We start from the raw sequence: 19,863 nt of genomic DNA on the forward strand, positions 1-19,863 counted from the left end.
GGTCAGCGTCCCCATGCCTTATGAATGAGATCGGTGATTTCGCCATTGACCCCGTCCATGGACTCCATGGCGCGGTCGTAGGTCGCGCGGGTGAACTGGCTGCGGTCCACCTCGTAAATCGTCTGGTTGGTCAGCGCCGCATCGGAAATGGCGACGCTGCGCACCATGGGATTGGTCAGGACATGCTGCTTGAACATCGAGCGCATGAAGGCGACCATCTGGGTCTGCGGCCCGTCCGACGGGTCGTAGCGGGTGACCAGATAGCGCAGCCAGTCGAGATTCATGTTGCCGCCGGCCCCTTTGAGGGTGTTCAGCACCTCACCGAGCATTTGCAGGAACTGGCACATCGACATGACGTCCAGCATTTGTGGATGCACGGTGATCAGGACGGCGGTCGCGCCGCAGATGGCGCTCATGGTGAGAAAGCCCAGTTGCGGCGGGCAGTCGATCACCACCACATCGTAATCGTCGGCGACCGACGACAACGCCTCGTCGAGCCGGGCGAAGAAGATGCGACCATAATCGCTGGCTCCACCCTGTGCGAGAATGCGGGGCGTGTCATGCTCGAATTCCATCAGTTCGAGATTGCCGGGAACGATGTCGAGACCGGGGAAATTGGTCTTGCGGATGACCTCGCGCAAGGGACGGCGATGCTCGTCGTAGCGGATCGCGGCATAGAGCGTTTCGTTTTCCTCCACATCGAACTCGGGCTGGAAGCCGTGGATCGCCGAAAGACTTGCCTGTGGGTCGAGGTCGACAGCAAGCACGCGATGACCGGTCAGGGCCAGATGCTGCGCGAGATGGGCGGTGGTCGTGGTCTTGCCGGAGCCACCCTTGAAATTGACGACGGCGATGACCTGCAAGTGCTCGGACCCGCGCCGGCGAGGGACGTAGCGCTGGCCGCGGCCGTTCTGCTCGAGATAGGCTCGCATGTCGAGAAGCTGTTCGGCGCTATAGGAGCGGCGGCCGGAAGAGGTCACCTGCGGCTGAGGCCCCTTCCCCTCGAGGGAAAGATTGCGGAGGTGCCCGCTCGTGACGCCGAGGAAGCGCGCGGCTTCGCTCAGCTGGAACTGCCGCAGGGTCTTTTGAGCCGTCGGCGGGAACATTTCCATGCGATGCTGCTTGAGCTTGTCGGAAAGTTCATGCGCCTGGGCTATGATCAGTTGATCGGCATCAGAAATTGTCTGCCCGAACATTGTTGCCATATTCATGTCGAGAAACTCAAAATGCAGTTTTAAGCCTATCCGGCCGGTTAAACCGCATTTAGAACCGATTCTGGCGCGGGGGCAAGGCCTTTATGGTTAACGCAAGGTTAACCGGGAATCCCGCAATTCCGGCAGTTTACGACGGTCAACTCGATAAGTGCTTTCGACGCGCCGGATGGCTTGTGAAATCGCCGCGATTCGCTTCATCGTTGTCTTCCCGCCCGATTTCATATGGTCCGGGTTGACGGCGGTAAACCCTTATCCGCCCTGCCACGCTTTGACGGCATCCATCGGCCAGATAAGCATCAGCACGTTCAGCGTCAGTCCGTCACGGATCATCCAGGCGGTAAGCGTCTCGAAGCCGATGACGATCAGAATGCTTGTCCATACCGGCAGACGTGCCGCCAGCAGGAAGCCCACCGCCATGGCGGCGATGTCCGCGCTGGAGTTGAGAACGCTGTCTCCGAAATAGTCCAGTGATATCGTCGACTCGCGGTAGCGGTTGATCACCATGTCGGTGTTCTCGACGATCTCCCAGGCGCATTCGAAGATGAGGGAGGCTCCCAGCCGGGTTGCAAGGCCTGCCCTTGGCAGGAGCCAGGAAAACAGGCCGAAGAAAAGAATTCCGTGGATGACGTGGCTTGGCGTATACCAATCGGCGATATGCTGCGAATTTTCGGAGGACGCCACGACCCCTTGCCAGAATTTCACATAGCCGCACTTGCAGATCAGGGGCTGGCCCATCGTATAAAGGATCAGTGCCGTGATGGCGATTGCGCCGGCGGTGAGCAGGAGAGAGCGGACGAACGTGGGATTCACTGCGGTTTTCCTTGACGATCCGGCCAAGTCAATCCGGCCGTTCGGAGTGGATATCGGGACGATGGCACAGACGTGATGCCGGAAACAAGATGGGAGGGGAAACGATGAAACTGGCGACATTGAAGGATTCCACACGGGACGGCCAGCTTGTGGTGGTGTCGAGGGATCTCACCCGCTGTTCCGAGGTGGGCCATATCGCGCGAACGTTGCAGGACGCTCTCGATGATTGGGCGCATGTCGGGCCGCGGCTTGCCCGTGTGGCGGAGGGACTGGAGGCCGGAGCGCAGCCGACGACGCGCTTTCACGAGCAGGAAGCCGCCTCGCCATTGCCGCGCGCCTATCAGCGTCTCGGCTATTATCCATCGCGCGAAGGGTGCGCGGGAAAGGTGGGAGACGCAATCCCGCTTCGTCAGGAGGCGTCCGGCGGCTTTCTCGGGCCGCGCGCGGATATATGTTTTCCGAAGGATGTGGCAGAGGCCGACATCGTGGCCGGGATCGCGGTGATCGTCGATGACGTGCCGGCAGGGGCCAGCCTCACGGAGGCAGGCGACGCGATCCGGCTCGTCATGCTGGCCGGTGACATGTCGGCCCGCGAGCCACTCCCATCCCACGGGAATGGAGACGGCCATCCGCTGCGGCTATGTTCGGCCTTTTCGCCGGTGGCCGTCACGCCGGATGAACTGAGCGGAATATGGCGTGACTGGCGGCTGGATGCGCCGCTGCATGTCTCCTTGAACGGCCGGCATGTGGAGACGCCCGCTTCCAAAGCGACGCCGGGTTTTGCGGAGATCGTCGCCCATGCGGCGCGCTTTCAGGCGCTCGACGCCGGGTCCATTCTCGTGGTGAGCAGGGGAGTGTCGGCAAGATCGGCACCGGGTGACAGGATGCGCATCGAAATGAAGGATGAAGCAGGCCATTCGATTTTCGGGGCGATCGAACAGGCCGTGGAAACGCCAGGCGCGTCCTGACGGGGCGAAACGGCGATGGGAGAACGGGAATCCGCCGCCCCTGTGCAAGAGGCGGCGGAGAGGATTTTCAGGCAAGCGCGCCCATGCAGAGATATTTCATCTCGAGATAATCGTCGACGCCGTGCACGGAGCCCTCCCGACCGATGCCGGACTGCTTGATGCCGCCGAAGGGCGCGGCCTCCGACGAGATGACCCCGGTATTGATGCCGACCATCCCGTATTCGAGGGCTTCGGCCACCGTCCAGACTTTTTTCAGGTCGCCGGCATAGAAATAGGCGGCGAGACCGAATTCGGTGTCATTCGCCTGGGCAATCACGTCTTCGACATTCTCGAAGCGGAAAAGCGGCGCTACCGGCCCGAAGGTCTCCTCACGCGCCACGATCATGTCGCGCGTCACGTCCTTCAGCACCGTCGGTTCGAAGAAGGTGCCGCTTCCCGCGATGCGCTTGCCGCCGGCAAGGAGGGTGGCGCCCTTGGAAACCGCGTCGGCGATATGGGTCTCGACCTTGGCGATGGCCGCCTCCTCGATCAGCGGGCCGATCGTCACGCCTTGCCGGAAGCCGTTGCCTGCGGTCAACTCGCCGACCTTGCGGGCAAGTTTCTCCGCAAAGGCGTCATAGACGCCGGATTGAACGTAAAGCCGGTTAGCGCAGACGCAGGTCTGGCCGGCATTGCGATATTTGGAGGCCATCGCGCCTTCGACGGCGGCATCGAGATCGGCGTCGTCGAAGACGATGAAGGGCGCGTTGCCGCCGAGCTCAAGGCTCACCTTCTTGATCTGGTCCGAACATTGCCGCATCAGGATACGCCCGACCTCCGTCGAACCGGTGAAGGAAATCTTGCGGACTTTCGGATTGAAGCAAAGTTCCTTGCCGATCGACGGTCCGTCGGTGCCGATGATGAGATTGAAGACCCCCGCAGGTATGCCGGCCTTTTCGGCAAGGACGGCAAGAGCGATGGCGGAGAGCGGCGTCTGTTCCGCCGGCTTGGAAACCACGGCGCAGCCGACGGCAAGCGCGGGGGCGATCTTGCGGGCGATCATCGCCGAGGGAAAGTTCCAGGGGGTGATCGTGCCGACGACGCCGACCGGCTGCCGGATCACCAGCATCCGGCGGTCGCGGGAAGGGGCGGGGATGGTCTCGCCGTTGATGCGCTTGGCCTCCTCCGCAAACCATTCCACGTAGGAAGCCGCATAGAGGATTTCGCCGCGCGCTTCCGGCAGCGGCTTGCCCATTTCGGCCGTCAGGATTGCCGCCAGCGGATCGGCATTGGCGACGATGAGATCGTGCCACTGGCGCAGGATCGCGCTGCGCGTCTTGGCGGGCAGGGCGGCCCAGAGGGGCTGCGCGCGATAGGCTGCGTCGATGGCCGCTGTGGTCTCGGCGGCTCCCATTTCCGGCAAGGTCGCCAGTTTCTCGCCGGTTGCCGGATCGCTGACATCGAAGGTTGCTGTGGCGTTGCCGCCGGTCCACTCGCCGTTGACATAGCCTGCATCGCGCAGGAGTTCCGTGGACGAAAGGTGCCGGGTCAGCGCTTCATGGAAGGCCATGGGTTCCTCCTTCAGGAAAAGAAAAGGCGTTCACCCGAAGCCAAAGCCCCGGGTGTCGCCGATATCGTGGATTGAAACCGTTTCCTGCCGCTCAGGCGGCGCGCGCCTCGATGATCGCCGCTTCGAGCGTGTCGAGCGCTTCAGCGAAGATCTCGTCCTGGATGGTGATCGGAGCGAGGAAACGGATGACGTTGCCATGAACGCCGCAGGTCAGAAGGATCAGGCCCTTTTCCAGCGCCTTGAGGCGCACCCGGTTGGCGAAGTCCGCGCTTGGCTGCCCCGATTTGACGTCGTTGAATTCGACGGCGTTCATGAAGCCGGGGCCGCGGATATCGGCGATCTCCGGAACCTTCTCGCGGATTTCGGCAAGCCGCTGCTTGAGACGCGCCCCGAGGCTTTCGGCACGGTTGCACAGGTCCTCGTCCTTGATGACATCAAGCACCGCGTGGGCTGCGGCCACGCCGATGGGGCTGCCGGCGTAGGTGCCGCCGAGCCCGCCGGGGCCGGGCGCATCCATGATCTCGGCGCGGCCGGTGACGGCGGCAATCGGGAAGCCGCCGCCAAGACCCTTGGCCATGGTCGTCAGGTCGGCGGCAATGCCGTAGTGTTCCATGGCGAAGAGCTTTCCGGTCCGGGCGAAGCCGGTCTGGACCTCATCGGCGATCAGCAGGATGCCATGCCGGTCGCACAATTCGCGCAGCGCTTTCATGAAGGCGACCGGCGCGGGATAGAAGCCGCCCTCGCCCTGTACCGGCTCGATGATGATGGCCGCGACGCGGTTCGGATCGACGTCGGCGGCAAACAGCCTGTTCAGTGCGGCGAGCGACTGGTCCGGCGTGGTGCCATGCAGTTCGACCGGGAAGGGGACATGGAAGACGTCATTCGGCATGGCGCCGAATCCGACCTTGTAGGGAACGACCTTTCCGGTCAGCGCCATGCCCATGAAGGTGCGACCGTGGAAGGCGCCGCCGAAAGCGACGACACCCTGGCGGCCGGTTGCGGCACGCGCGATTTTTACCGCATTTTCAACGGCTTCCGCGCCGGTCGTGACGAAAATCGTCTTCTTGGCGAAATCACCGGGGGTAATGGTGTTCAGTCGTTCGGCGAGTTCGACATAGTTCTCATAGGGAACGACCTGATGGCAGGTGTGGGTGAACCGGTCGAGCTGGTTCTTCACCGCCTTGATGACGCGCGGATGGCGGTGGCCGGTGTTGACGACGGCGATGCCGGCGGCAAAATCGATGTAGCGGTTGCCTTCCTTGTCCCATATCTCGGCGTTTTCGGCACGATCGGCGTAGATCTGCGTGGTCATGCCCACGCCGCGGGAAATGGCGGCGTTCTTGCGGTCTGTGAGAGGCGTTGCGGTCATGGCGCTATCCTGAAATGAGGGGTCGAACGAAGAACTTGCATTTTTTCTGCAAGGCTTGGTGGAATTGCTACATTTTTTCTGCAAGAATGCAACGGCATTTTGCGACGGAACCACGCCGCGAAATGCTATAGGCGGACATCATAGCGAATCGGAGACTCGACGCCATGGGTTCTGCGGAACCGGTGCACTACAAGGTGGCGGAAGCGGCGCGGCTTACCGGCGTATCGCCCTCGACGCTCAGGCTCTGGGAGGTCCAGGGACTGATCGTGCCCGGACGCTCCGGGACGGGTCACCGCCAGTATAGCGCGGAGGATGTGGCGCGGCTGAAACGTATCGCCTGGTATCGCACTGAGCGCGGGCTCAATCCCGCCGCCATCCGGGTGGCGCTGGAGGTCGAAGACGGCGGCGACGGGCCTGCTTTTACGGGGGAGGGGGACGCGCCGCAGGGCGTCGGCCGCAAGCTGCGCAGCCTGCGACATGCGGCGGGCAAGACGCAGGAGCAGGTGGCGGGCGCCGTCGGCATTGCGACATCCGTCCTGTCGACCTTCGAGCGCACCTCCCGGGGTGTGACGTTTCGGGTGCTGCACGATCTGGCGGATTACTACGGCACCACCGTCTCCAAGCTTTCCGGGGAACAAGAGGAGCGGCACCGTTCGCTCGTCCGGGCCGGCGAATGGCAACTTTGGCCGGAAACCTCGCCCGGCGTTACGGTGCAGGTGCTGGCCGACGGGCGCAACATGATGGACTGCCACCGCTTCGTGCTCGCGCCGGGCGCGTCGAGCGACGGCGAATACCGCCACGACGGCGAGGAATTCGTGCATGTCCTGTCGGGCGGCGTCGAACTGGTGCTCGACGGACAGGAATTCCATGATCTCGGCCCCGGCGACAGTCTCTATTTCGCAAGCTGCCGCCGCCATGCGTGGCGCAATCGCCATGACGGCGAGACCGTTCTGATCTGGATCAACACGCCCCCGACATTCTGAGCGTCATTCGGCCGCGACGATGTGGAATTCGCGCCGGTCCGCCGTCTTTTCGACGCCGCCCATGAGGTAGATCAGACAGCTGGTGCGCAGCAGCGAGGCGAAATTCGTCACGGTGCCGTTGATCTCCAGCGCCTCGTCGTAGAGCGTCGAGAGGAAGCGGGACGTCGAGAAATTCTGGCCGGCGGCGATTTCGTCGATCAGATCCCAGAAGGCGGCCTCAAGCTGGATGCTCGTCGAATGGCCGCCGATGCGGACCGAGCGGTTGACAGGCCGATAACGTTGCGGGTCCTGGCCCGCGAAGACCTCACACATGGCATATCCTCCGGCTTTGTTCTTATGACCGGGATTATGCGGTCGGGTCCGGCCCAGGTCAAACCGTTCGTGCATGGTTCCTCAGGCGAAAAATCTTTCCTCAAATACTCCGGAAATGAAAATGCACGTGCGGTAGCGGGCTACTACCCCCTGTCGCCCGCCGCGGCGCACTCTGGCCTTCACAGCGAACTGCAACTGTTGGGAAGGTCAAGCGTGGCTAAGGCAATTCATTCGATGATCCGCGTCCTGGACGAAAACCGTTCCGCGGACTTCTATCGGCAGGCATTCGGTCTGGAGACGGCTGACAGGCTCGATTTCGAGACCTTCACGCTCGTCTATCTGCGCAATGCCGAAAGCGCATTCGAACTCGAACTGACGATCAACAAGGGACGGACCGAACCCTATGCGCTGGGCGACGGTTACGGCCATCTCGCCGTTTCGGTGGACGATCTCGACGCCGAACATGCGCGCATCAGCGGCCTTGGCTATGCGACTGGAAAGATCGTCGAGTTCGAACGGGACGGCAACCTGCTTGCCCGCTTCTTCTTCGTCACCGACCCCGATGGCTACAAGATCGAGGTTGTGCAGCGGCACGGCCGCTTCGAGTGAACGGCCGGCAGCCGCCTGGAGGAACGGCGGCCGCCGGAAAACAGAATGGGAGGAACGTGAAATGACGACGATCTACGAGCAGCGCCCCGGTCTTTCGCGGCGTGAGCTTCTGAAGCGCGGCACGATCGGCGCGGCGCTGATCATTACCGGCAATGCCGTGATCAGCCCGGACCGGGCGTGGGGTCTGGAGAGCGCGGCGCTCAAGCCGGATACGATGGCGACGCTTATCAGGCTCGCGCGCGATATCTACCCCCATGATGCGATCGCCGACCGCTTTTACGCCATCGCGGTCAAGGGACACGATACCAGGGCGGCAGGCGACGCCGGCCACAAGGAGCTGATCGAGGCCGGCATCGCCGATCTCGACCGGCGGGCCGGGGAGGGTGGTTATCGCGGCCTCGGCTGGGAGGACGACCGCGTCCGCATCCTGCGCGAGATCGAGACCACGCCGTTCTTCCAGGCGGTGCGCGGCGATCTGGTCGTCTCCTTCTATAACCAGAAGGAGCTGTGGCCGCATTTCGGCTACGAGGGCGAATCCTATTCCAAGGGCGGCTACATCACCCGCGGTTTTGACGACATCGAGTGGCTTTGACGGCGGTGTGACGCCCGCGCCGGAGGAGGCGCGGCCGGAAGGCGCCTGACGGCGTCCGCCGCCAAACTGTATCGGGAGGAAATCATGGCAGCTTCTTACGATCTCGACGACGACGGTGTGGTCGTCATCATAGGTTCGGGCGCCGGCGGCGGCACGCTCGGCAACGAACTGGCGCAAAAGGGCATCGACGTCGTTATCCTCGAAGCCGGCGCGCGCATCGAATACGAGGATTTCATCAACGACGAGTGGGACAGTTTCGCCCAGCTCGCCTGGCTCGATCATCGCACGACTGGCGGCGGCTGGCGCGTGGCGAAGGACTTTCCGAACCTGCCGGCCTGGATCGTCAAGGCGGTGGGCGGTACCACGATCCATTGGGCCGGCGCGTCCCTGCGCTTCCAGGATTACGAGTTCCGGACCCTGAGCCATTACGGGAAGGTCGAGGGCGCCAACCTCCTCGACTGGCCGCTGACGCTTGCAGAGCTCGAGCCCTATTACGTGAAGGCCGAGGACAAGATGGGCGTGACCCGCACCAACGGCATCGAGGGCCTGCCCGGCAACAACAATTTCAAGGTCCTGAAAGCCGGCGCGGACAAAATCGGCTACAAGGAATGTCACACCGGCCGGATGGCGATCAATTCGGCCGACCGTGACGACCGGATGAGCTGTCAGCAGACGGGCTTCTGTTTCCAGGGCTGCAAATGGGGGGCCAAATGGTCGACCCTCTATACCGAAATCCCGAAGGGCGAGGCGACCGGCAAGCTGGAGGTCCGGCCGGATTCCCATGTCGTGCGGATCGAGCATGACGCCGACGGCAAGGCGACGAACGTCGTCTATGCGGATAAGGAGGGCAATCTGCACAGCCAGAAGGCGCGCATTGTCTGTGTCGCCGGCAATTCCATCGAGAGCCCGCGCCTGCTGCTCAACTCGGCCTCGAACCTTTTCCCGGACGGATTGGCTAATTCTTCCGGACAGGTCGGGCGGAACTACATGCGCCATACCACCGGCTCGGTCTACGCCGTCTTCGAGAAGCCGGTCCATATGTACCGGGGCACCACCATGGCCGGCATCATCCGCGACGAGGCGGGACATGATCCCTCGCGCGGTTTCGTCGGCGGCTACGAACTGGAAACGCTGGCGCTGGGCGTGCCCTTCATGGCCGCTTTTCTCGATCCCGGCGGATGGGGTCGGTCGTTTGCCTCCGCCATGGACAGCTACGCCCATATGGCGGGCCTGTGGATCGTCGGCGAGGACATGCCGCAGGAGCAGAATGCGGTCCGGCTGCACGGCGAGATCAAGGATAAGTACGGCATGCCGGTTCCGGACGTCTGGTTTACGGATCATCCCAATGACACCGCCATGCGCAATCACGCCTACAAGCAGAGCCAGGCGCTTTATGAGGCTGTCGGCGCGACCCGCACCTTCCCGACGCCGCCTTATCCCTCCACCCACAATCTCGGCACCAACCGCATGAGCGAGAAGCCGCAGGACGGCGTGGTCAACAAATGGGGGCAGAGCCACGACATCAAGAACCTGTTCGTCTCCGACGGCAGCCAGTTCACCACCGGCGGCGCGGAAAATCCGACGCTGACCATCGTCAGCCTCGCCATCCGCCAGGCAGACTATATCGCCGGCGAAATGGCTTCGGGCACGATCTGAAACACCGGATCCTCCCCGGCCGCCGGACTGGCCGCCGGCGACCGCGCGCGGCCGGCATGCCGCGCCGATTCCGGCCGGGCGACCGGCCGTTTTTTTACGACCGGCCCGTCCGGTCTTGCAAAGGAGATCGTCCAGCATGAAGATCCTGCTCATTCTCGCGGGTGTCGCCGTCCCGGCGGCCATCGCCGCCGATGCCCGCGCGGAGACGGACGTCTTCAGGAAATGCAGTGCCTGTCATAGCGTTGCGGAGCCGGTGAACCGGGTCGGCCCGCATCTTTCGGGCGTCGTCGGGCGACCTGCCGCAGCCGTCGAGGATTACGCCGGCTATTCAAAGGCGATGAAGGAGGCGGGCGCGCAGGGTGTCGTCTGGGACGAGACGACGCTTTCGGCCTATCTGGCGGCTCCGAAGACGATGATCCCGAAGACCCGCATGGCCTTTTCCGGTCTGAAGAGCCAGCAGGAGATCGCCGATGTCATCGCCTATCTCAAGGCCAACGGAAGCCGATAGGCGGCGCCAGAGCCTTTCCAGCAAAAGCGCGAAGCGGTTTTGCGTCCGGAACTGCGGCTAAGACAAAGAGAGTGAGCGGTTCTGCCGAACCTGTGAAAACCGGAACCGCTCCAGGCAACGGCCCGCTCAGTCGCGCTGCTTCAACTGTTGCTCGCGGAAGAAGATGAAGAGGCCCGAGGCGACGATGACGACCGCGCCGGCCAGCATGGCGGCGCGCGGCAGGTCGCCGAAGAACAGCCATCCGAAGACGATGGCCCACAGCAGCATCGTATATTGCAGCGGCACGACCATCGAGGCGTCGGCCAGCTTGAGCGAACGGTTGACCAGCATGTGGGCGCTCATCGCCACGACGCCGAGCAGGCCGAGCAGGCCGAGATCGACGCCGTTGACCGGCGTCCAGCCCTGTGGATCGAAAACGACCCAGACGCCGGCCAGAATGGCCGCGCCGGCAACCTGCCAGAACACCAGCGTCGTATCCGGTGCGGCGCGCAGCATCCTTCCCAGCACCATCGCGCCGCCAAAGGCGAGGCTACCGCCCAGCGCGATCACCGCCGGCAGCGTGAACGAATCCCGCGATGGTTCGAGCGCGATCACCACGCCGGCAAAGCCGACGAGAATCGCGGCCCAGCGTCGCCAGCCGACCCGTTCGCCGAGCAGGAGCGGGCTCAGCGCCGCCACATAGATCGGCGCCGCCAGCCAGTAGGTCATCACGTCGGCGAGCGGCATATAGGCGACCGCGAAGTAGAAGCCGGAGGCCTCCGCGGCAAAAAGCACCGAGCGCAGCACATGCAGCCGCGGCCGGTCGACGCCGACAAGCCGGCGCCAGCCGATACGCCAGAAGAAGGGCGACAGGATGATGAGCGCCGCCAGACTGCGGATCAGCATGACCTGCCCGACGGAATAGGTGGCCACCAGCCATTTGCCGAGAACGTCGTTCAGCGCGAACATCAGCATGCCGACAAGCATCGTCAGCACGCCGAGGCGGGCGGCGGCTGCGGGGGACGACGAGGCGGCGATGTCGGTCATGGCGATCGGCTTTCGATATCGGGTATCCAAGGCTCTGGCATATTCCGGCACGGGGTTCCAGTCAGCAATTTTGATGGGTTCGCAGAGGTCCCGGCGATAGACGGTTGATTACCGGCAGCCCCGGTGGGACAGTGCGGCACCGGCGGTCGAAGCGTCGGCGGCAGGGAAGAGACGATGACCAAGGACAAGGCTTCCGGGCGCAGGCTGCGCTCCCAGGACTGGTTTGACAACCGCGACCATATTGACATGGCGGCGCTTTATCTGGAGCGCTTCATGAACTATGGCACCACGCCGGAGGAACTGCGCTCCGGCAAGCCCGTGATCGGCATCGCCCAGAGCGGCAGCGACCTCACGCCCTGCAACCGGCATCATATCGATCTTGCCAAGCGCCTGCGGGACGGTATCCGCGACGCCGGCGGCATCCCGATCGAGTTTCCGACCCATCCGATCTTCGAGAACTGCAAGCGGCCGACCGCGGCACTCGATCGCAACCTCGCCTATCTGGGCCTCGTGGAAATCCTCTACGGCTATCCGCTCGACGGCGTGGTGCTGACGACCGGTTGCGACAAGACCACGCCCTCGGCGCTGATGGCCGCTTCGACGGTCGATATTCCTGCGATCGTGCTTTCCGGCGGGCCGATGCTCGACGGCTGGCATGACGGCGAGCTGGTCGGTTCCGGCACGGTGATCTGGCGCTCGCGCCGCAAGCTGGCCGCCGGCACGCTCGATGAAGAAGGCTTTCTCCAGGCCGCGCTGGAATCGGCGCCCTCCATCGGCCATTGCAACACGATGGGCACCGCCTCGACCATGAACGCGCTCGCCGAGGCTCTCGGCATGGCGCTCACCGGCTGCGCCGCCATTCCGGCGGCCTATCGCGAGCGCGGTCAGATGGCCTATCGCACCGGCCGGCGCGCGGTCGAACTGGTGCTGGAGGATATCCGCCCCTCGCATGTGCTGACGCGGGCGGCGTTCCTCAACGCGATCCGGGTGAATTCGGCCATCGGCGGCTCGACCAATGCGCAGCCGCATCTGGCGGCCATGGCGAAGCACGCGGGCGTGGATCTGCGGCCCGAAGACTGGCAGATCCACGGCTATGACATTCCGCTTCTGGCCGATGTGCAGCCCGCCGGCCGTTTCCTCGGCGAACGCTTCCACCGCGCCGGCGGCGTGCCGGCGATCATGCGCGAATTGCTCGACGCCGGCAGGCTCGACGGAGGCTGTCTGACCGTCACCGGCGCCAGCATCGCCGAAAACCTGGAAGGGCGTATGGCGACGGATCGCGAGGTCATCCGCTCCTACGATGCGCCGCTCAAGGAGCGGGCGGGCTTCCTGGTGCTGAAGGGCAATCTCTTCGATTTCGCCATCATGAAGACCTCGGTGATCTCGCAGGAATTCCGCGAGCGCTATCTGAGCGAGCCCGGCCGGGAGGATATCTTCGAGGGCCGGGCCGTGGTCTTCGACGGATCGGAGGACTATCACCGCCGCATCAACGATCCGGCGCTCGGCATCGACGAGCGGACCATTCTCGTCATCCGCGGCGCCGGGCCGCTCGGCTGGCCGGGATCGGCCGAAGTCGTCAATATGCAACCGCCGGATCATCTCCTGAAGCGTGGGGTGACCAGCCTGCCGACCATCGGCGACGGCCGCCAGTCCGGCACCGCCGACAGTCCTTCGATCCTCAATGCCTCTCCGGAAAGCGCCGCCGGCGGCGGGCTTGCCTGGTTGCGTACGGGTGACCGTATTCGCATCGACCTTGCCGGGGGGCGATGCGATATGCTGGTGGAGGAGGCGGAGATCGAGCGGCGCAAGCTGGACGGCATCCCGCCGGTTCCCGCCGACGCCACCCCATGGCAGCGTCTCTATCGCAAGACGGTGACGCAGCTTGCCGACGGCGCGGTGATCGAGGGCGCGGCCGACTTCCGCAAGATCGCCGAAACGCCGCCGCGCCATAACCATTGAAGGCGGCGGCTATCCTTCAGCCGCGGCGGGCCACCAGGATGCCGGCCAGCACGATCGCTCCGCCCGCCGCCTGCATCGGCCCGACCGGTTCGGCAAGCAGAATCCAGGCGAGGATCGCCGCCACGACGGGTTGCAGCAACAGGGTGAGCGACGAGAATGCCGTGGGCAGATAGGCCAGCGCATAGGTGACGAGGCCCTGTCCGCCGACATGGCAGATGAAGGCCAGCCCGACGACCATCGCCCATCCGAACAGCGTGGCCGGAAACAGCGCGGGCTCGAAGAAAAGCGTGAAGGGCAGGATCGAGACGGCCGAGGCCAGCGTCGACCAGACCATGATGCGCAGCGTGGAGAACCGGGTGCGGATATAGGCGATGACCAGCATGTAGCCGGCGTAGAAGATCGCGGCCACGACGGCGGTGAGGTCGCCGGCGGTTTGCCCGCCGGCCGTGACGCCAAAGCCGCCCTTCAGCACGAAGATGCCGGCAAGCGTCATCGCAAGGCCGGTCAGGAAGACGGGAGTGATGCGCGTGCGAAACAAAAGCCAGGAACCGAGCGTCACGAAAACCGGCGCAAGGTTGGACAATAGCGTCGCATTGGCGACGGACGTCATGGTGAGCGCCAGATGCCAGGCGGCAAGGTCGGCGGTGAGGAAGACGCCCGGCAAGAGCAGCAGCAGATAATCGCGCAAGCCGGCCGGGCGTGCGTCGCCGGCTGCCTGAGGCATCAGGCGCTGCGCCATCAGGAAGGGCAGGAAGGCGAGCGCGACGCGCCAGAAGGCGGTGGCAAGCGGCCCCAGTTCGGAAAGACGGACGAAAATGGGCGATCCGCCGATGGCGACCGCGCCGACGAGCAGAGCGACGAAAGCCAGTCGTTTGTGCGACGAGCCGACAACGTTCGGAAGCGATATCTCAGCCAAGGCAGCGGTCCGGTGGTAGGGCGGCATTCGCATGCGCGCCGACAGCGGCCGGGCGTCCGAAACGCGCTGGCGGCGCTGTGTCATTCAGCAACGATCAATTCGAAATACGGCGTGTTCGTCGAAACGATGCTTGACGGTTTCGGCAAACAGCCAAGCCCCTAGCAGAGGTCGCCCCCGCCGGCCAGACCGGAACGCGACAAGCGGGCGGGAAATTGCGGCGGTGCGCGCCTTTTGTGGCGATCCGGCGAAAAAACCGGGGCAGCGCCCGCAAAGCGCTGCCCCTGGGAAGGGCTTGGCTGCCGTCAGGCGGCGTCGGGCCGGTGCACGGTCTTGACTTCCATGAAGTCCTCGAGGCCGAAGATGCCGCCCTCGCGGCCGTTGCCGGATTGCCTGTAGCCGCCGAAGGGGCTGCCGTAGCGGTGCGGCCCGCCGTTGATATGCACCATGCCGGCCCGCAGGCGCGCAGCCACCCGCTCGGCCCGTTCCGGATCGCCCGTCTGGATATAGGCGGCAAGCCCGTAGGGCGTGTCGTTGGCGATGGCGATGGCTTCTTCCTCGGTGTCGAAGGGAATGATCGACAGGACGGGGCCGAAGATCTCCTCACGTGCAATGCGCATGGTGTTGTTCACGTCGGCGAAGATGGTCGGACGCACGAAATAGCCCGCTTCGAAGCCCTCGGGCTTGCCGGGCCCGCCGACGAGCACGCGTGCGCCCTCGGCGACGCCGGCCTCGATCAGCGCCTGCACCCGGCCGAACTGGATATGCGAGACGAGCGGGCCGATATGACCGCCTTCCTCCTGCGGGTTGCCGACCTTCGCCGCCTTCCCTGCCTCTTCGGCGAGCGCGACCACCTTGTCGTAGACGGAACGCTGCACGAGCATGCGGGTAGGCGCATCGCAGGACTGGCCGGAATTGTTGAAGCATTCGGCGACGCTGGCGGGAATACGGTCCTCCAGGTCGGCGTCTTCGAAAACGATGTTCGGCGATTTGCCGCCAAGCTCCAGCGTGACGCGCTTGACGGTGTCGGCGGCATCCTTGCTGACGGCGATACCGGCCCGGGTGGAGCCGGTGAACGACATCATGTCGATATCCTTGTGCTTCGAAAGTGCTGCGCCGCATTCCGCGCCGTCGCCGTTGACGAGATTGAACGTGCCGGCCGGGAAGCCGGCCTCATGCACCATCTCGGCATAGAGAAGGGCGTTGAGCGGCGTGAATTCGGAGGGTTTCAGCACGCAGGTGCAGCCGCTGGCCAGCGCCGGCGCCACTTTCAGCGCGATCTGGTTGATCGGCCAGTTCCAGGGCGTGATGAGGCCGCAGACGCCGATCGGCTCGCGGCGAAGCATGTCGCCGTTCGGCAGCGTCTCGCGCATCTTCAGCCGCTTCAGCCCGTCGATGAAGCCCTGGAGGTGGCCGACGCCGACATCGGCCTGCTGCTCGCCGCTCATGGTGATCGGCGCGCCGAGTTCGAGCGTGATGGTGCGGGCCATTTCGTCATAGCGGCGCTTGTAGATGGCAAGGAGCTTTTCCAGCAGCGCGATGCGCTCGTCGACGCTCGTCAGGCTGTAGGTCGCAAAGGCCTTCCGCGCGGCGGCGACGGCCCGGTCGATATCGGCGGCGGTGCCCATGGAAATCGTCGCTACCGCTTCTTCCGTCGCCGGGTTGATCACCGGCAGGTCGTTGGGTGTCAGCGGATCGACCCATTGGCCGTCGATATAGAACTTGCGCTTGTCGAGCATGTCGGTCTCCCGTCCTGTTGTTGCGTCGCCTTGCCGTCCGGCCATGGGTTGGACAACCGCCGGCGGCCGGCAAGGTGGAAAAAGGCATGCGGGTCTCCTGCCCGCCCGCGTCCTCCCCGGAAAGGGCGATGCTAGCGGCCTGCGGTGGAAGGTCAAGCGGCGTGTCGAAGGTCAGTCGAGCGTGAAACCCGACAGCCGTTGCCGCAGCAGGGCGATCGTATCGGCGTCGGCATTGGCGAAGGCGAAGCGCAGGTAGCCTTCCTGTCCCGGGCCGAAATAGCTGCCGGGCAGGCAGAGGACGCCGGCCTTCTTCGCCAGCCTTTCCGCCACATCGGCCGAGGCGACGCCTGAAAACGGATGGCCGATAAAGGCGAAATAGGCGCCGACCGCGCCGATCTTCCAGCCGGCGGCGGCCGCCATGGTTTCCCGCAAGGCGATAGCCCGCCGGGCGATCTCGCGGCGGTTTTCCTCGCGCCAGCCGGCAAGCGCCGGCAAGGCGGTGGCGACGGCGGCCTGCGCGGCGCGCGGCGGGCAGATCTGCATGTTGTCCATGATCTTGGCGATCTGCTCGACGGCGGCCGTGCCGGCGGTGATCGCGCCCAGGCGATGGCCGGGGATGCAGAAAGATTTCGAGAAGCTGTAGAGCCCGATCAGCGTGTTTTCCCAGCCGGGGCGGCCGAAGAGATCATGCGGGCGGCCGGCGCCTTCCGGCAGGAAGTCGCGATAGGTCTCGTCGAGGATGAGCCAGATGCCGCGGCTGGCGCAAAGATCGTAGATCTCGCCGAGAAGGCGGGGAGGATAGACGGCGCCGGTCGGATTGTTCGGAGAGACGAGCGCGATCGCCCGCACGTCCGGGGTGACCGCCGCGGCAAGCGCTTCCACGTCGGGCAGGAAGCCGTTGTCCGGATCGCAGGCGGCAAGCCGCGTCCTGACGCCCAGCATGGCGAGCGTGGTTTCCTGATTGAAATAATAGGGGTCGGTCATCAGGACGGCGTCGTCCGCTCCCGCGACCGCCATCGCCGCGCAGATGAAAGCCTGGTTGCAGCCGGCGGTGATATGGATATTCGCGGCGGCGATGCCGGCGTCATAGACGCCGCGAACATGGTCCGCATAGGCGCGCCGCAACGCGTCCTCGCCTTCGATCGGCCCATAGCCGGTCCAGGCGCGCGAGGCCGCGCATTCGCCGAGAAGGCGCAGCATCTCTGGGTGGGGAGGATAGCCGGGTACGGCCTGCGACAGGTCGATCATCGGCCCGTTGCGCCCGTCATAGGCGGCGGTCCAGGCGAAGACGGACGGAATGGGCGGAGCGGCGAGCGTTTCGACGAAGGGATTGAAGCGGGGCAGGGACATGGCGAACCGACGTTAGGAAGGGGACTTGCGTTGCGAAAGAGGCGGCGCCGGGCGATCGGCCGGCGTGGAAACGGGGCGAAGGGCGTCAGGCCCGCGGCCGCGATTGCGCAGCAGCATGCGGGCGGAAACCTGCGGCTCCGGCAGGCGGTCGGCCTCCAGGGAGGCGAACAGCCAGTCGATGAACACCCGGACGATCGGCGCCTGGCGCACGGCCTGCCGGCAGGCGACATAGAAGGCGTCGTTGGCCGGAACCGTAAGGTCGAAGGGCACGGCAAGCTCGCCGCGCGCCACCAGGTTGCCGGCGGTGATCGTATCGCCGAGCGCTATGCCCTGGCCATGGAGGGCGGCCTCGGTGGAAAGGCGCGCATCGCCCATGAAATGCTGGCGGCCGCGCGCGAGGTCGGTGGCGTCGGCGGCCGAAAGCCAGGTATTCCATTCCCGGCCATCGTCGCCGTGCAGCAGGGTGTGATCTCCCAGATCGCGCACCGAGCGCAGCGGGTGGCTGTTGAGCAGCGTCGGGCTCGCCACGGGAAAGAGCTTCAGGTTCGACCACAGCCGCGTCCAGCAGTCCGGCCAGTTGCCGTCGCCATAGAGCACGCAGACGTCGACATCCGGCGACCGCAGGTGGGCGGGGTCGTTGGAGGCGTTCAGCGTCACGCTGATGCCCGGATATTGCTCGGTGAACTGATTGAGCCGGGGAACGATCCAGAAGGAAAGCAGCGCGGGAACGCCGGTGACGGTCAGGTCGCCACGGGTTTCCGGCCGCTTCATCAGCGCGGTCGCCGCGGCGATCTCGCCGAAGGCGTTGGTGACGGCGGGCAGCAGCAGGGCGCCCTGCGCCGTCAGTTTCAGCCTCTTGCCGCCACGCTTGAAAAGCGTGGTTTCAAGCGCCTCTTCGAGGCCACGGATCTGATGGCTCACCGCGCCGTGGGTCACGCTCAGCTCGCGCGCCGCCGCCGAGACCGATCCCAGGCGGGCGGTCGCCTCGAAAGCGCGCAACGGATTGAGCGGAGGCAGCCGCGAGACCATCGGAAGGGGAACCTTGTGTGAATTTTTCTCACGGCAAAAGCTATAACAATGGCAATTGCTTTTCCAGACGGTTTGTTACGATAATGCGAAAAACAAGGGCATAAGCCCGCGGGGAACGGAATTGGGTGCATTTCTGGCGCGCCGTCCTCCGTTTGCGATCACCGGAAGGAACGACGTCATGGCATTCGACCGCAGCAAGCTCGATGACCTCAAGGCCAAATACGGCGAAAGCCACGGCGGCGAACTGTTCGACCCGGCCTTCCGCAAGGTGGCCGACAAGATCTTCTCCAAGGGCGGGACGCGGCTTGCCCCTTATGCGGGCGTCCCTACGTTCCTGTCCGCGCCCTATATGCCGGTCGATGCCGAGGCTCCGGACTTCGGCAACCTGCAAGTGGCGATCACCGGCGTGCCGATGGATCTCGGCGTGACGAACCGGCCCGGCTCGCGCTTCGGGCCGCGGGCGATGCGTTCGATCGAGCGCATCGGTCCCTATCACCATGTGCTGGACTGCGCGCCCGTTCATGACCTCCGGGTCGCCGATATCGGCGACGTTCCGTTCCAGAGCCGCTATCGGCTGGAACTCAGCCATGACGATATCGAGAAGCGCTTCAACCAGATCGTCGACGCCGGCGTCATTCCGCTTGCCGTGGGCGGCGACCATTCCATCACCCATCCGATCATGAAGGCGGTCGGCAAGAACGCGCCGGTCGGCCTGATCCATATCGACGCCCATTGCGACACCGGCGGCGCTTTCGACCAGACCAAGTTCCACCACGGCGGGCCGTTCCGCAATGCGGTCCTCGACGGCGTGCTGGACCCGACCCGGACGATCCAGATCGGCATTCGCGGTTCGTCGGAGTACCTGTGGGAATTCTCCTATGAATCCGGCATGACGGTCATCCATGCGGAGGAGATTTCCGGCATCGGCATTCCGGCGCTCATCGAGAAGGCCAGGGCGGTCGTCGGCGACGGCCCGACCTATCTCTCCTTCGATATCGACAGCCTCGATCCGAGCTTCGCCCCCGGTACGGGAACGCCGGAGATCGGCGGCTTCACCACCCGCGAGGTGCTGGAACTCATCCGCGGCCTCAAGGGCGTCAATCTGGTGGGGGGAGACGTGGTGGAAGTGGCGCCGCAATATGACGCCACGACCAATACCGCCCATGCCGGCGCGCAGGTTCTTTTCGAAATCCTGAGCCTCATGGTCTTCAGCCCTTCCGTTCAGGCTACTGCCTGACGTAAAATAACCACAGCAAAACCGGGAACGAACCGGACCG

18 protein-coding genes are annotated in these 19,863 nt (G+C 64.6%); 8 read left to right on the top strand and 10 right to left on the bottom strand.

Features of this window, described 5'->3' with window-relative positions; all coding sequences use genetic code 11:
• Window positions 1–2 precede the first annotated feature (2 nt).
• Together repA and KYK29_RS09660 are read right to left on the bottom strand one after the other, a co-directional pair.
• Window positions 3–1,205, bottom strand: a complete 1,203-nt coding sequence (gene repA / locus KYK29_RS09655; RefSeq protein ID WP_437437244.1) for a plasmid partitioning protein RepA — start codon at window positions 1,203–1,205, stop codon at window positions 3–5.
• Window positions 1,206–1,463: 258 nt separating this feature from the next.
• Window positions 1,464–2,024, bottom strand: coding sequence for a DUF2585 domain-containing protein (locus tag KYK29_RS09660; RefSeq protein ID WP_254690669.1), 561 nt, complete (start codon window positions 2,022–2,024; stop codon window positions 1,464–1,466).
• A gap of 104 nt (window positions 2,025–2,128) precedes the next feature.
• Here KYK29_RS09660 and KYK29_RS09665 point away from each other — a divergent pair, with 104 nt between their 5' ends.
• Complete coding sequence (locus KYK29_RS09665; RefSeq protein WP_254690670.1) at window positions 2,129–2,992, top strand: fumarylacetoacetate hydrolase family protein; 864 nt, start codon at window positions 2,129–2,131, stop codon at window positions 2,990–2,992.
• Window positions 2,993–3,059: 67 nt separating this feature from the next.
• Here the strand turns inward: KYK29_RS09665 and KYK29_RS09670 are convergent, their stop codons facing one another.
• Window positions 3,060–4,541, bottom strand: coding sequence for an NAD-dependent succinate-semialdehyde dehydrogenase (locus KYK29_RS09670; RefSeq protein WP_254690671.1), 1,482 nt, complete (start codon window positions 4,539–4,541; stop codon window positions 3,060–3,062).
• A gap of 91 nt (window positions 4,542–4,632) precedes the next feature.
• A complete protein-coding gene (locus KYK29_RS09675; protein ID WP_254690672.1) occupies window positions 4,633–5,910 on the bottom strand; it encodes a 4-aminobutyrate--2-oxoglutarate transaminase in 1,278 nt (425 codons plus the stop codon).
• 164 nt (window positions 5,911–6,074) lie between these two features.
• Here KYK29_RS09675 and KYK29_RS09680 point away from each other — a divergent pair, with 164 nt between their 5' ends.
• The gene (locus KYK29_RS09680) at window positions 6,075–6,893 is read left to right on the top strand and encodes a MerR family transcriptional regulator (protein WP_254690673.1); all 819 of its coding nucleotides are present in this window, start codon (window positions 6,075–6,077) and stop codon (window positions 6,891–6,893) included.
• Window positions 6,894–6,896: 3 nt separating this feature from the next.
• Here the strand turns inward: KYK29_RS09680 and KYK29_RS09685 are convergent, their stop codons facing one another.
• Entirely contained in the window at window positions 6,897–7,205 is a 309-nt protein-coding gene (locus tag KYK29_RS09685; protein WP_254690674.1) for a ribbon-helix-helix domain-containing protein, read from the bottom strand.
• 213 nt (window positions 7,206–7,418) lie between these two features.
• Here KYK29_RS09685 and KYK29_RS09690 point away from each other — a divergent pair, with 213 nt between their 5' ends.
• The 4 genes from KYK29_RS09690 to KYK29_RS09705 all read left to right on the top strand — a co-directional run bounded on the left by KYK29_RS09690 (window position 7,419) and on the right by KYK29_RS09705 (window position 10,570).
• On the top strand, window positions 7,419–7,814 hold the full coding sequence (locus tag KYK29_RS09690) for a VOC family protein (RefSeq protein WP_254690675.1): 396 nt from the start codon (window positions 7,419–7,421) through the stop codon (window positions 7,812–7,814).
• 61 nt (window positions 7,815–7,875) lie between these two features.
• Window positions 7,876–8,406: a gluconate 2-dehydrogenase subunit 3 family protein gene (locus KYK29_RS09695; protein ID WP_254690676.1), complete on the top strand. Its 531-nt coding sequence runs from the start codon at window positions 7,876–7,878 to the stop codon at window positions 8,404–8,406.
• An 84-nt stretch (window positions 8,407–8,490) separates the two neighbouring features.
• The gene (locus KYK29_RS09700) at window positions 8,491–10,062 is read left to right on the top strand and encodes a GMC family oxidoreductase (protein WP_254690677.1); all 1,572 of its coding nucleotides are present in this window, start codon (window positions 8,491–8,493) and stop codon (window positions 10,060–10,062) included.
• Between the two features lie 136 nt (window positions 10,063–10,198).
• Window positions 10,199–10,570 (top strand): c-type cytochrome, encoded by a 372-nt coding sequence (locus KYK29_RS09705; RefSeq protein WP_254690678.1) that lies wholly within the window; start codon window positions 10,199–10,201, stop codon window positions 10,568–10,570.
• A 126-nt stretch (window positions 10,571–10,696) separates the two neighbouring features.
• Here the strand turns inward: KYK29_RS09705 and KYK29_RS09710 are convergent, their stop codons facing one another.
• Entirely contained in the window at window positions 10,697–11,596 is a 900-nt protein-coding gene (locus KYK29_RS09710) for a DMT family transporter (protein ID WP_254690679.1), read from the bottom strand.
• A gap of 174 nt (window positions 11,597–11,770) precedes the next feature.
• Here KYK29_RS09710 and KYK29_RS09715 point away from each other — a divergent pair, with 174 nt between their 5' ends.
• Entirely contained in the window at window positions 11,771–13,555 is a 1,785-nt protein-coding gene (locus KYK29_RS09715) for an IlvD/Edd family dehydratase (protein WP_254690680.1), read from the top strand.
• Between the two features lie 16 nt (window positions 13,556–13,571).
• Here KYK29_RS09715 and KYK29_RS09720 read toward each other — a convergent pair whose 3' ends face one another.
• The 4 genes from KYK29_RS09720 to KYK29_RS09735 form a co-directional block, all read right to left on the bottom strand.
• Entirely contained in the window at window positions 13,572–14,498 is a 927-nt protein-coding gene (locus KYK29_RS09720; RefSeq protein ID WP_437437245.1) for a DMT family transporter, read from the bottom strand.
• A gap of 275 nt (window positions 14,499–14,773) precedes the next feature.
• Window positions 14,774–16,207: an aldehyde dehydrogenase family protein gene (locus tag KYK29_RS09725; protein WP_254690682.1), complete on the bottom strand. Its 1,434-nt coding sequence runs from the start codon at window positions 16,205–16,207 to the stop codon at window positions 14,774–14,776.
• A 171-nt stretch (window positions 16,208–16,378) separates the two neighbouring features.
• Window positions 16,379–17,551, bottom strand: a complete 1,173-nt coding sequence (locus KYK29_RS09730) for an aminotransferase (protein ID WP_254690879.1) — start codon at window positions 17,549–17,551, stop codon at window positions 16,379–16,381.
• Between the two features lie 18 nt (window positions 17,552–17,569).
• Complete coding sequence (locus KYK29_RS09735; protein WP_254690683.1) at window positions 17,570–18,586, bottom strand: LysR substrate-binding domain-containing protein; 1,017 nt, start codon at window positions 18,584–18,586, stop codon at window positions 17,570–17,572.
• Window positions 18,587–18,764: 178 nt separating this feature from the next.
• Here KYK29_RS09735 and speB point away from each other — a divergent pair, with 178 nt between their 5' ends.
• Entirely contained in the window at window positions 18,765–19,823 is a 1,059-nt protein-coding gene (speB, locus tag KYK29_RS09740) for an agmatinase (RefSeq protein ID WP_254690684.1), read from the top strand.
• Window positions 19,824–19,863 lie beyond the last annotated feature (40 nt).

It is taken from the genome of Shinella daejeonensis (assembly GCF_024281235.1).
Classification (GTDB): Bacteria; Pseudomonadota; Alphaproteobacteria; order Rhizobiales; family Rhizobiaceae; genus Shinella; species Shinella daejeonensis.